The 12349-nt window shown below is 38.1% G+C and carries 10 protein-coding genes; 3 read left to right on the forward strand and 7 right to left on the reverse strand.

The features are described 5' to 3' along the window. Positions 1-130: 130 nt before the first annotated feature. Positions 131-1351 carry an epoxide hydrolase family protein gene (locus tag HPC41_RS00745; RefSeq protein ID WP_172392111.1) on the reverse strand — a complete coding sequence of 407 codons (1221 nt, stop codon included), beginning with the start codon at positions 1349-1351 and terminating at the stop codon, positions 131-133. 15 nt (positions 1352-1366) lie between these two features. Next, positions 1367-1837 carry a nuclear transport factor 2 family protein gene (locus tag HPC41_RS00750; RefSeq protein WP_172392112.1) on the reverse strand — a complete coding sequence of 157 codons (471 nt, stop codon included), beginning with the start codon at positions 1835-1837 and terminating at the stop codon, positions 1367-1369. 115 nt (positions 1838-1952) lie between these two features. On the opposite strand from HPC41_RS00750, the gene HPC41_RS00755 reads away from it, so the two are divergent. Next, positions 1953-2291 carry a winged helix-turn-helix transcriptional regulator gene (locus tag HPC41_RS00755; RefSeq protein WP_172392113.1) on the forward strand — a complete coding sequence of 113 codons (339 nt, stop codon included), beginning with the start codon at positions 1953-1955 and terminating at the stop codon, positions 2289-2291. A 390-nt stretch (positions 2292-2681) separates the two neighbouring features. Here the strand turns inward: HPC41_RS00755 and HPC41_RS00760 are convergent, their stop codons facing one another. The 4 genes from HPC41_RS00760 to HPC41_RS00775 all read right to left on the reverse strand — a co-directional run bounded on the left by HPC41_RS00760 (position 2682) and on the right by HPC41_RS00775 (position 9490). Further along, positions 2682-4277 (reverse strand): RagB/SusD family nutrient uptake outer membrane protein, encoded by a 1596-nt coding sequence (locus tag HPC41_RS00760; RefSeq protein ID WP_172392114.1) that lies wholly within the window; start codon positions 4275-4277, stop codon positions 2682-2684. 10 nt (positions 4278-4287) lie between these two features. Next, on the reverse strand, positions 4288-7497 hold the full coding sequence (locus tag HPC41_RS00765) for a SusC/RagA family TonB-linked outer membrane protein (protein ID WP_172392115.1): 3210 nt from the start codon (positions 7495-7497) through the stop codon (positions 4288-4290). Between the two features lie 214 nt (positions 7498-7711). Continuing rightward, entirely contained in the window at positions 7712-8893 is a 1182-nt protein-coding gene (locus tag HPC41_RS00770) for a FecR family protein (RefSeq protein WP_172392116.1), read from the reverse strand. Positions 8894-8977: 84 nt separating this feature from the next. Then, positions 8978-9490, reverse strand: a complete 513-nt coding sequence (locus tag HPC41_RS00775; protein ID WP_172392117.1) for a sigma-70 family RNA polymerase sigma factor — start codon at positions 9488-9490, stop codon at positions 8978-8980. A gap of 759 nt (positions 9491-10249) precedes the next feature. Between HPC41_RS00775 and HPC41_RS00780 the strand changes: the two genes are divergently transcribed. Beyond that, positions 10250-10579, forward strand: a complete 330-nt coding sequence (locus HPC41_RS00780) for a DUF3592 domain-containing protein (protein WP_246250244.1) — start codon at positions 10250-10252, stop codon at positions 10577-10579. A gap of 271 nt (positions 10580-10850) precedes the next feature. Here HPC41_RS00780 and HPC41_RS00785 read toward each other — a convergent pair whose 3' ends face one another. Further along, the gene (locus HPC41_RS00785) at positions 10851-11585 is read right to left on the reverse strand and encodes an SDR family NAD(P)-dependent oxidoreductase (protein WP_172392119.1); all 735 of its coding nucleotides are present in this window, start codon (positions 11583-11585) and stop codon (positions 10851-10853) included. Between the two features lie 164 nt (positions 11586-11749). Between HPC41_RS00785 and HPC41_RS00790 the strand changes: the two genes are divergently transcribed. Then, positions 11750-12106 (forward strand): winged helix-turn-helix transcriptional regulator, encoded by a 357-nt coding sequence (locus HPC41_RS00790; RefSeq protein ID WP_172392120.1) that lies wholly within the window; start codon positions 11750-11752, stop codon positions 12104-12106. Positions 12107-12349: the final 243 nt, after the last annotated feature.

Below are 12349 nucleotides of genomic sequence, written 5' to 3' on the forward strand. Positions count from 1 at the left end.
TATTGAAATAAATGCAAACCCTGTGCATTTGTTAGTTATTCTAAATAAAATAAAAAATCCGAAGCTGTTTAACTTCAGATTTTTACGGTTAACGAATATTGGAACCCAAACCGTTACCATTTTAGCAATCCTAATCTTCAAGTAATTTAAAAGTATCTGTAATGCCTTCGATAAAGGCTTCCGGGTTTTCCCAAGGTCCAAAGTGTCCTCCTTTTTTGAATGCTTTGGCATATACGGTATTAAATTGCGCTGCCATAGGACCATTTTTGAAAATACCAACACGGTTTTCCTCAGTACCGAGAGGAGGATAGGCATCTCCTGCGAGGAATGTAAAGCCTGCTGGAGCTTCTACAAGGGGAGTCCTATCATGTGATAGTCTCCATGGATATCTGTTGGCATTCGAATAAACACGAATGGAAGAACCAATTGCCTGATTTACCCAGTAGATCATGGCAAATGTAATGATGTCGTCTTTGGAAAATACATCTTCAAAATTACCATGGATATCGCTCCATTTTTTCCAGCGTTGAAGTATCCAGGCTAGCATTCCAACCGGCGAGTCATTTAATCCATGTGTGATGGTTGGAGGGTCAAGCATGTGTACAGCAACATGGGAAGCGTACGTCCGTTGCATTTTGATGATACCTTCCCGAAGCTCAGAAGATGCGTCTTTAGGAATCATATGTCCTTCCGTAAGGACCCAAGGTCTTTCGCTTTGAAAAATCGTTAGGGGCATTTCTTGACCCAAATGGATACCGATCAGTTCGTCAGCATATTTATGACCCAGTTGAGCCGTGACTAACATGCCGTAATCACTTCCCGAAGCAGCATATTTTTTATAACCTAAAGTTCCGGTCATCAGTTTATGCCAAAGTTCAGCCATTTTCCAAAAATTCATTTCTCCATCTTTAACTGGTGTAGAGAAACCAAAGCCCGGGAGCGAAGGGACAATGACATCGAATGATTGCTCCGGATCTCCACCATAAGAAGCAGGATCGGTAAGTTGGCGAATAACTTTACTCCAATGCCAATAGGTCCATGGCCAACCATGTGAAAGGATGATCGGTGTAGGATTAGGGCCTTTCCCTTTTTCATAAATGAAATGGATAGGCTGACCATCTATTTCTATTTTATGCTGGTTAAAGGAATTAAGTTCTTTTTGTGCAGATTCCCAATCATAACCATCAATCCAATAATCAACAATACCTTTTAGATATGCGGTACTGACGCCATAATAGGAGTCTTCGTTGTTTAAATCCTCGGACCATCGTGTTGTTTTTAGTCTGTTTTTCAGGTCTTTAAGTATCTCTTCCGATACATTAATCTCAAAAGGTTTTAAGTATGTATTCATTATTTTATTACTTTTTTAATAGGTGAAATCTAATTTTAGTCTGGTTTGTACGAGTTTTTCTATATACCATGTCTCTTCGATTTTAACGAAATCACCATGATAATGTCCAAAACCGTGTAAAGTTCTAAATGCAGGAACATTACTTTCGATTAATACTTTGCTTTCTTCGTTAACCGGCCTTATGAGATGGTCTTCCATCGCAAATACAGCATGGGTTTTTTCATGGGATTGGATGTTCAATTCAAAAGAAAACAAATGATGGATGGCTGTTGCCTGACCTACACTCGTCGAGATCTTGTTTGCGATCTCTGCTCTTCCCGACATCTGGAGCAGAGGGGTGCCATTCACATCCAATGGCATAAATGTTCCATTTTCTGTAAATAGCTTGGCAAGTGCGTTGAAGTTTTTGCTATCGGCGTTATGGACATATCTAGCCATCAGCGTTCTTATCTGATCAGTAATTTCCAGTTTTTCTAAAGCTGTCATATTCATTTGTTATTTTTATTTTCTTTGACAAATTTATGGTGTATTTGATATACTTTTGTTACTAGTATAACAGAGTATATCAGTAACATTGATTATATCACTTAATTTTGTACCCATGGAAAGAGATCAGACAGAGGAGCTTAGAGCATTACAAGACACGCTTTATTTTATTGGAGGGAAGTGGCGAATTCCTGTTATTAATTCGATTTGTAATGGAAATAAACGGTTCCGCGAAATAGAACGGAGCATTCCTGGCATAACGACACGCATGCTTTCTAAGGAATTAAAAGACATGGAATTAAATAAATTAGTAAAGAGAACCGTTTATCCAGATATACCGGTACTCATAGAATATGAGCCAACAGGCTATTGTAAAACATTCGGAAAAATTATTCAGGAAATGATAAATTGGGGAAGAGAACACAGAAGTGTTATCGTAGACAATAAGATTTAGGATTAGAACAATTTTTTATTATCATATTGATTCATGGCAGGCGTGATAGCTGCATTTTTGATATTAAGATCTGAATCATGAGTGATAGTGTAGTGCCGTTTTTTGTCAATTTGATTATAAGGGTTTACAGTCGTATACAAGAATTTAGGAAAGAAGGACAATTAATTGCAGACTCGAATATTTGTAAGAATAAATTTTTAGTAATGCAAAAGCCGCTGAGCAACACAGCGGCTTTATTTTTTATCTGACTTCGAATTTAAATATACCATACGATATGGTATAGGTGCTTAATTCACTATATCTTACGAAATTGAATTAGATCAAAACTCAGCGCCGGCTAGACTATTCTCCGAATTAGCGCCGGAGAATAGTCTAGCTTATTTTTAGTCTTTAGTATCCTGGGTTTTGGATCAGGTTGGGTTCGACTTGAAAACTACTTTCATGGAAAGGCCAGAGGTATTGATGTTTTAAGAATTTTCTATCTTCAATTTTAAGTACTTCGGATTTCCCATCTTGACTTTGTCGCATATGCCCCAATGCAGGTTGATTTAGGACTACTTCTGCTGTTTTCCATCGTATGATATCATTATAACGCAGTCCCTCACCGGCAAATTCAATCCTTCTCTCATTGCGAATTAAGTCAATCCATTCTTGTTGAGATTTCGCTGTTAGATTGACATCCGCTACACTCATGTCAAGTCCGGCACGTTGTCGAACCTGGTTGATACAGCTTTTTGCTAAGTCGTCTACAGTATTCAACATGATTTTGGCTTCGGCATAGGTTAATAAAACCTCCGCGTAGCGTGCCAAAGGAAAGTGCATATTACCCCCTGTCCGAAATGCATCAGCTTCATCGACAAACTTTTTAAACCAATATCCTGATCGGCTGCTTCGTAAGTTTTGGTAATAGAATAGACTCTTTGAATCATAAATATCTATTTTCTCCTTGTTGAATAGGTCGCCTTGTCCAAAAATGCTAGCGGCGTAACGTGGATCCCGATTTAATTTTGGATTGAGCTCATATTCTTGCTTACTATGCAAAGGACATTTATCAATAGGTCGCCCTTGGAGTGTCCAATAGCTATCGACCAAAGACTTCAACGGAACGACATACGATTGCCCATTTCCGGTCTTATATTGTGGTGCGAGATGCTGAAAGGAATTTGTAGCGGAATTGTTGTGGCTTTCCATGTCAAACTTGATGATAAACTCCTTATTGGTCTTATCCGCCTGATAATTGAATAAGCTTGCATATTGGGGATGGAGTTGATACTTGCCACTATCCATTATTTCCTTCGCGAGGGTTGCGGCCAGATCATAACGGCCATTATAAAGAGCATACCGCATGACCAAAGTTTTGAAGGAGTATTTGTTGAACATATAGGCATTTGTTGTGCCTTCGTCTTCCGGGAGCCTATTCGTTACATCTTGGCTCATTTCAAACAGTTTATCCAGTATTTCAGCTTTAGGCGTTACTGGAGGTATTGCTTCTTCCAGCGTGACGGGGACCAGTACAAATGGTACATCCCCCCAGAGCTCAGTAATTCTGAAATAATGCCAGATACGCAGTGCTTCTAAGATAGCTTTGTATTTTTGTCGTATCGATTCATTTTCTACATAGGGAATGTCAATATTTGCTAGATAAGTGTTGATCCGACCGATGTGTTTATTATAAAGTGTCCAGTAATATTCGGCCAAACGTGCATTGCTCGTCATATTACCATTGGCAATGATCATATGATGGTCTGTCTCTATTCTAGCATAGGCGTTATCGGTTCGACCATCTAACATGTAAAAGAGTAAGCGGCGTTCACCCGGCCCCATAAATACATCCAAATAACTACTGTAGACCACCCGGCGTAAATCTTCTTCTGTGTTGAAAAACTCGTCAAAAGATGTTGCGGTAGGATCTTGTTTATCAAGAAATTTTTCGCAGCTACTCAAAGTTGCCAGCGTAATTATCAAGGTTAAAATTTTCTTTTTCATTAGCATAGTTTTAAAAAATACTTGCGCTCAGTCCAACACTGTAGGTTGCCATACGCGGATAATTTCCGTTCCCGTCATTTGTACCCGGACTATCTACATCAATACGCTCGGGATCCAAACCTTCCCATTTCGTAAAAGTGAATACATCCTGTGCATTAACATATATTCTAAAATTTTTGATGCTTTTACCGATTTTAGGAAATGTATAACCAAGCTGAAGGGACTTGACGCGGAAAAAAGCGGCATTGCTAAGCCAAACATCACTGAGTAAAGTATTGGGACTCGGTCCCGTCCAAAGACGTGGAAAACGGCTGTTCGGATTGTCAGGACTCCAATGGTTTGCCACATATTCAACGCGGGGTGCTCCAAGGTCATTGCTGTTCCCATCGACATACACCGGATAGGCTTCTTGTCCAATCAAGCGTCCCGTGCGCTTTCCGATTCCCTGACCCAATGCTGAAAAATCCCAACCTTTGTATCGAAAGTCCACATTAATTGCATAATTATAGTGGGGAAGGGGATCTGCTAGATAACTACGGTCCTCATCGTTGATAATACCATCCTGATTTTTATCCACGTAACGGATATCGCCAGGTCTTGAATTGGGCATTTTAGCTGGGGTAGCTTCAACCTCCTCTTGTGTCTGGAAATAACCGTCAGATTGGAAACCATAATAATTGTTAATTGGGACACCTTTGTACCAAATTCGGTTATTATCGCCTTTAAAGATCAGTCTATCGTTTTCATTATACCCCGCTTTGAGCATCCGATTTCGGTTATCGAAAAGCATTCCACCGATAGTATATGAAAAATCATCTTTTTTATCTGACCAGCTCGCCGACAACTCCCAACCGTTATTTTCCACGGCACCGATATTGACTGCCGACTCCAGGCTATTTGATCCCGTGAGTGGGGGTACGGCAAATTGATCATAAATAAGATCATATGAATTTTTATGGTATAGTTCAGCAGTAAAGGAGAGCCTATTTTTAAATGCATTGACATCTAAACCCAAGTTCCATTGCTTCTGTTTTTCCCAAGAAAAGTTTGGATTTGGAACACGTATTGTCCAACCCCAGGTGTTTACAGATTCTTGCCAGAGATATGGAGCTACATTTTCGTTTCCGATAAGTCCATATGATGCCCGTACTTTAATGTTATTAACTGTTCCCGCCTCGAGAATAGGTTTGAAAAAATGTTCGTTATGCAAGTTCCATGCGAAAGCTCCCGAAGGGAAAAATCCCCAGCGATGACCAGGAGCAAACTTGCTACTTCCATCTGAGCGTCCGGTTAATTCCAGAATATAACGGTTGTCGAAGGAATAATTTAGTTTACCGAAAAAAGAAGCTTTGCTGATTTCTCTAAAATCAGTGTAGGTATAATTCATGACTTCTGATCCTGCCGTGAGATAAATCTTGTCTTTGTTTTGGCGGAGCTCCTTGTTGAAGTTAACCAGCATCCGTGCAGTGAGCTGACTTTCACTAACACCCTGTGAAGCATTGACATCATTTCCCCAAATTGCTGCCGGAGCACCATTTTCATCAAAAAACTTATAGGTCAATCTTTTTTGTTTGTTGGCTGACTTATTGATCATGTATGACACATTTCCTTCGATATTGAGGTTGCTGTTGATGTTATATTTGGGACGTAGATTGATGGTGCTACGATCATACATATTATTTTTTGTACCACCATGTTTTATAGAGGCAACTGGGTTGATATTGTTATGCAGAATATAGTGTTCAGGCAGATCAGAATCATAAAAAATTTGTTGTGTTGGGTTCAATCGCCATGCTTGTTTATAAAGGCCGTGTCCATCATCGTTTGCTAATAAACGATCTACCTGTAAGCGGTGTGCATAGAAGTCGGCCATTAATACAAATTTATCTGCAATATTGATATTCGTATTGAAGCGGGCTGAAAACTTTTGAGTACCTTCAATCTTATTGAGACCACTTTCTTTTATATGGCCCAACATTAAATTAAAGGTACCGACGCCACCACCGCCGGATATACTTGCATTATTGTTGATTGCTGTCGATGTTCTTTCCATTACTTGATCGAGCCAATTGACTTCCTTTAATTCTCCGGAGGCATACTTGTTGATTGTCTCTTCCGGATAGATAGCTGGCTGCCCCTGTTGGATTAATGTCTCATTGCGTAATTTCATAAAATCGACGGCACCAACAAATTTTGGGAGGTCGATAGGTTTGTTAACTGCAAACCAATTGTTGGTGACCACTTTAAACTGCCCAGTCTGTCCACGTTCTGTTTCGATGATGATAACACCATTTGCGCCACGAGAACCATACATGGAAGCGGAGGCGGCATCTTTTAAAACGGTAATGCTTTTAACTTGATTTGGATCGATATCATGGATGCTCTGTTCCATCCCATCTACGATGACCAAGGGGTCTGCATTTTGTAAAGTACTGATTCCGCGAATAGAAATTGTGCCCGGAACACTCCCCGGCATACTGTTTCCGCGCATCATCGTTACTCCGGGGATGGTTCCTGAAAAAGCATCCTGCATTTTAAAAATCGGGCGATTTTTTATTTTCTCCATATCCATTTGCGATACGGATGATGCAATATGCTTTTTGTCTACTTCGGAGAAGCCTACTACCACAACTTCATCAAGTCCCACTTCATCAGTATCCATGATGACATTCATTTCAGATTTATTGTTAATGGGGATTTCAATCTGTTTGAATCCAACCGCACTAAACATCAATGTTCCTTTTTTGCCATCCGGAAGTGTCAATTGAAACTCTCCTTTGGCATTCGTGGAAGTACCTATGTTGGAGCCTTTTAGCAGGATACTGACTGAGCTCAACAGATTTCCCTTGGTATCATGAACTTTTCCTTTTACCACCTGTTGCTGCAGATATGCCATGCTGGCTGTACTTTGTTCGGGAATAGAAGTTACCTCATTCTTGCGTTTGATGACAACAGTCCCGCGATGTAACATGTAATAGAAAGCACTGCTTTCGAAAATTTTATCCAAGGCTTTATCGAGGGATGCATCCGTGATTTCTACAGTTGCTTTTTCGTTTCTAAGCAATCCCTCTTTAAAAATAAAATGTATACCAGTCTGTTTAGTGATGCTCTCCAGGACAGTTTCAATCTTGGTATTTTGAGCATGTAAAGTAATCTGAGCGGAGCTTGAAGCGTAGGCGCCCATCATGGATGTCGCTAATAAGATTCCTGTCAGTTTCATTTTTAAGAATTGGTTCAAAGTTTTCCCTTTGTCAATGGGACAAAAGATCCCTTTTGAATAAAATAAATTATTCATAAATTGGTATAGAATTAATGGTTTATGATCAGTGTTAATTCAATTATGATGCAGGAGTATTGCCGTACTTCTGCATTTTTTATCATATTAATTTAGGCATCTCTCTTCTTTACATAAAAAGTCCTCCTTAGTAGTTAGTTTATCGATTCACAATCAGTTTATCATTGTCAATGGTCAGTTTATAACCTGTTAAATCCTTTAGGAGACTACAAAGTTCTCCCAGCGTCACATCTCTTTTTATGCTACCTTCATATCGTTCGCTATTTAAAGGTACTTTGCAATCAACCTGAATTCCATACCAACGGCTTAATTCATCAAGTACCTGTTGCATATTCTTATTTTTAAAATAAAAATAACCGTCTTTGAAAGCAGTGGCTTCGGCTTTGTTGGCTAATGGGAAAGTTTTCAGCTTTTTATTGATGATCTCAGTTTCGCTACCGGCATCCATATAGATTTCATTTTCGTCGTTACTGACTTTAAGTTTTCCTTCTGTCAATGATACCTTCGTGGTCGCATGATAGGAGTTAACATTAAAAGCCGTTCCGATAGCCTGAATATTGATATGATTTGTCTCGACAATAAATGGTCTATGTGCATCTTTAGCGACTTCGAAATAGGCTTCACCTTTTAAGATCACTCTTCGCTCTTTTTTGTCAAAATTTGTTTTATAGCTGAGTTCTGACGCTGCATTTACCCACACTTTAGTACCATCACTCAAGACTAATACCATGGTGGATCGTTTGGGAACTATTAAAGTGTTTTTTAGGTTTTCCGTTAAGTTAGAGGGATAGATCAGCCGCCCTTCTTTTAGTTCAATACCCTGCGCTAAATACTGCACTGCCTTCTTTTCTGTTAATTGTATTTCTTTTTTTCCTTCAATTTTTAAAATTGCACCTGTTCCTCCGGGAAGAACATCATTTTTATGTCCATATATTTTGTCCGGGATTAAATAGCTTACAGGTTTTTCGTGGTGCTGTCGTTGCCATAATAGCGTTAGGGCGAGTAATATAGCGGCAGCAACACCAATAGCTTTGTACCTCGTTTTATTCAGGGAGAGATATTTCTTTTTCGGTTGTAAAATTGTTTCCTTCGCTCTGAATTTATCTTGTGTGATTAGCCACTCTTTGCTTAAATCGATGCAGCGGAGATCAAATGGGGCATAAATATCAGTTTGTGATAGTCGACGACCTAAGCTATCCCTCGCGTCGGGATATTTTTGTAGAAGGTTTTTTAATTGAGCCTCTTTGTCGGATGCTAGTTCGCCATCTTTCAAAAGAAGAGCAATCAATTCTGCTAATATTATTTTGTCGGTTTCGATCATAATCAGAAGCTAAATAACTTGAACAGTTTAAATGGGTGACCCATTTATAAAAAAAAATAAAATTTTATGGTAAGTGTTTGTGCGTCAGAAAGTAAAAAATGTGAAAAAGATATTTAAGAATTTTCTTTTTAGTAGGTTTATCGCTCGCATGCGTTGAGTTTTAACCGTATTGACGGAGACATTTAGTTCTTGAGCGACCTCTTCATACTTCATTCCTTCCAGATAGATTAAACGGCAAATTCTCTGACAACCTTCAGGTAGTTCATTCAGTTCCCGATGAAGGGCTCCGATCAATTCTGCATTTATTAAATTATCCATGACGTCATTGTCATCTGGTCTGTCAGTGTTAAATTGGTTGCGTACACGGTCAAATACAACATTTCTTCGCTTGATATTCATCGCTAGATTTTTTACTGAGCTATAAAGAAAGCTTTTAATTACGGGCTCCCCTTTTTCCAGTAAATCCTGTCTACCCATTAGAACGATAAATGCGTCCTGCACGATATCTTTTGCAATTTCCTCTGAACCAACCCATGGAAATGCAAATACACTGAGTTGCAGAAAATATTTGTTAAAATAATATTCTGTGGATAACATTTCGTTTTCTTTTTTTTTCTTAAAATATAGATTTAAAAGTGAAGTAAAGAAAAATATTAGAGATTTTTTATAGATAAAAACCGTTAAAATTCTGAATCGCTACTGAGCTGGTTTTATGCCCCATTTTCATTTTTAGTTTACTTCAATTTAATATAAATATGATATGACAATGGCTTTTCTATGTGAAACCATCTATTTTTCGAAAACTTTCATCTGCTATTTCTATGCGTTTTGTTTTCTAGGGTATTAGGGGCTGCTTTGCTTATCTCGGATAGCGATTTTGAGCCATTGCCCCAAACATTATCTGCAGTATATAAATCCAATGTCGCTAACCCATTGGCATTAGAAGCTATTGGAGCTTTTTTATTTACTTTTCAAAACAATAGGGAATATAATATGTGGATGCAATCTATTCCTTATACGAGAACGATTATAATGGAAACATTTTGAGCTGGTTTGAAAAAAACATCAGCCTTTTGCCATCGGCAGGGGCCTGGAAAATGATATTTCAATTGTGATGTTTTTGATCTCTTCCTCAGATAATTCAATTCCTGAAAATTACCCTGCATCGTTGACAGGTTTTAGGATTAGCTAATTTTTGAAAATTGTATTATATTCGTTAGTGTTTATTTATCAATTAGATATGATAGAATAATTGAAGTGGAACAAATTAAAAATAAACCTATGTGGCAATATTATTTAATCTTAGGATTAGGAGTCGTATTTCTTTTACTCGCAATCTTCAGCTTCCGTAATACAATGGAATTCCTAAAAAATGGTGATAAAGCTACAGCAACTGTTATCGATCTTCACAAATATGAATCAGAAGGCGAAGTATTTGCACCGGTTTTCACTTTTCGGACAAAAGATAATCGGGTAATCACCTACGAACTGGCTGAAGGAAATGACCCTCCAACCTGGAAAGTAGGGGAGACAACCACTGTCATCTATGACCCTGTCGATCCGTCTAAGGTGAGTTTGTATAGCTATTTTAGAGTTTTTGTATGGACGTTGGTTCTGTTATCAATAGCTCTTCCATTATTAGTTATTGGAGGTGGGTATTTTATTGCAGCAAGATTTATTCTCTAATTTGCCGTATATGGGAATGATTCAGAATTTGACTCAATATCAGTCGCAGTCAACTTCTTTTGTTTCTTAGGTGCAATTTAACAGTTATAATCGTATAGGAGTTCCCACTATATATAAATTAGAACCATCAAATTTAAATGATGAAACTTTCAAAACCCTACAGTTTTCGAAAGAAATAAATTTTAATAAATAAGACAAAGCTGCGAACATCAGGTGTGCTTTTAGGCTATGATACACTGATAAAGCCAGGAGTATCATAGCCATGAAATATTTATCTGCGTATGGTAACACCTCCATCTACCGCCAAGTAAGAACCTGAAATGTAAGAAGCACCACTCGAAGCCAAGAAAACAATAGCGTTTGCGATTTCTTCTGCTTCTCCGATTCGTTTCAGGGGAACCGCTGCTGCTATAGCATTTTTAATATCTTCGGGCGTTTGCTGATTCATAGGTGTATCCGTCAAGCCGGGAGCAACGACGTTTACCCTAATTTTCCTGTCAGCCAATTCTGTTGCGGCTGTACGTGCAATTGCATCAACGGCACTTTTTGTCGCTGCATAAGCTCCCATTTGTGCATATCCACTAACGGATACTCCAGATGAAATAAGAATTACAGAGGCTCCTTCTGATAAATGCGGAATTAGTTTTTGCAAAGTAAAGAATAGGCCTTTAACATTAATGTTGAACAAGTCATCAAACACCTCCTCTGTTGTATCTTCTATTGAGTATTGCTTTGCAATCCCTGCATTCAAGACAAGTACATCTACTTTGGTTCCGCTTTCTGTAACCTCTTTTTCCAACGTCGCAATATCTGTTAGCTTAGAAATATCAGAGGCCAAGGTTTTCAAATTCGGACTATTGATATCTATTGACGCTGCTTGCAGGCTATCAGTATTTCTACCGGTTATCAAAACCCGTGCACCTTTTTCAATAAATGTTTTTGCGGTTGCTAGTCCAATTCCTGCACTGCCGCCTGTGATAATTACATTTTTATTTGTGAAATTCATTTCTTAAATTTTATTGATTGAAAATTCATTATTGATCTAAACCTTTTAAATCTGTTTGTTATTTGAAATCGATTTCTTTAACGATGCAAATTTAAAATGAATAAATTTATTTTAGTAACTTTGTAACTAAAAGTAACAGTAACTTTTGAGTAACAAGGTAACATATGAAGGAAATTAAATGCGGTGATAGTGACACAAATAGTAAACAAATTATGGCAGTTCACGACGCCATGGACGTGTTGAATGGCAAGTGGAAAATCTCAATTATATCGTCGGTTTGTTATTACAACAAACGGCGTTTTTCTGATATTTTGAACGATGTGAAAGGTATCTCCAATAAAATGCTCAGTAAAGAATTAAAGGAATTGGAAATGAATCAGCTTGTTAAACGGATAGTGCTCGATACACAACCTGTAACGGTGCAATATCAACTAACAGAATATGGTTTGACTTTAAAAAAAATCATAGATACTTTGGCTGATTGGGGGACTGAACACCGAAAAGTGATTATTGGGAAGTAATAGGAATCACATTCCTATTTTTACGTTGATCCTTTGCGCAAAAGCAATTCAGGGTAAACAGCGATGCTGTCGCGCTTTAATTCGTTGACAGACTACTTCCTGGGGGTAACTAAAATTTTGGAATAATCTCCTAAGATATACCTAAAAGTTTTTTAAGGATTGAAATGGTGCAGGTATTAGTTCGGAAGAGGATGTTATCATCGAAATCGTTTTAGGGTTTTTGAAAAAATGTAATATAAGGAA

The organism is Sphingobacterium prati (assembly GCF_013167215.1).
GTDB classification, from domain to species: domain Bacteria; phylum Bacteroidota; class Bacteroidia; order Sphingobacteriales; family Sphingobacteriaceae; genus Sphingobacterium; species Sphingobacterium prati.

Bases quoted from the DNA above. Each gene is read 5' to 3' on its own strand.
- HPC41_RS00745 (WP_172392111.1), bottom strand. From the start codon at position 1,351: ATGAATACATACTTAAAACCTTTTGAGATTAATGTATCGGAAGAGATA.
- HPC41_RS00750 (WP_172392112.1), bottom strand. From the start codon at position 1,837: ATGACAGCTTTAGAAAAACTGGAAATTACTGATCAGATAAGAACGCTG.
- HPC41_RS00755 (WP_172392113.1), top strand. From the start codon at position 1,953: ATGGAAAGAGATCAGACAGAGGAGCTTAGAGCATTACAAGACACGCTT.
- HPC41_RS00760 (WP_172392114.1), bottom strand. From the start codon at position 4,277: ATGAAAAAGAAAATTTTAACCTTGATAATTACGCTGGCAACTTTGAGT.
- HPC41_RS00765 (WP_172392115.1), bottom strand. From the start codon at position 7,497: ATGAAACTGACAGGAATCTTATTAGCGACATCCATGATGGGCGCCTAC.
- HPC41_RS00770 (WP_172392116.1), bottom strand. From the start codon at position 8,893: ATGATCGAAACCGACAAAATAATATTAGCAGAATTGATTGCTCTTCTT.
- HPC41_RS00775 (WP_172392117.1), bottom strand. From the start codon at position 9,490: ATGTTATCCACAGAATATTATTTTAACAAATATTTTCTGCAACTCAGT.
- HPC41_RS00780 (WP_246250244.1), top strand. From the start codon at position 10,250: ATGGAATTCCTAAAAAATGGTGATAAAGCTACAGCAACTGTTATCGAT.
- HPC41_RS00785 (WP_172392119.1), bottom strand. From the start codon at position 11,585: ATGAATTTCACAAATAAAAATGTAATTATCACAGGCGGCAGTGCAGGA.
- HPC41_RS00790 (WP_172392120.1), top strand. From the start codon at position 11,750: ATGAAGGAAATTAAATGCGGTGATAGTGACACAAATAGTAAACAAATT.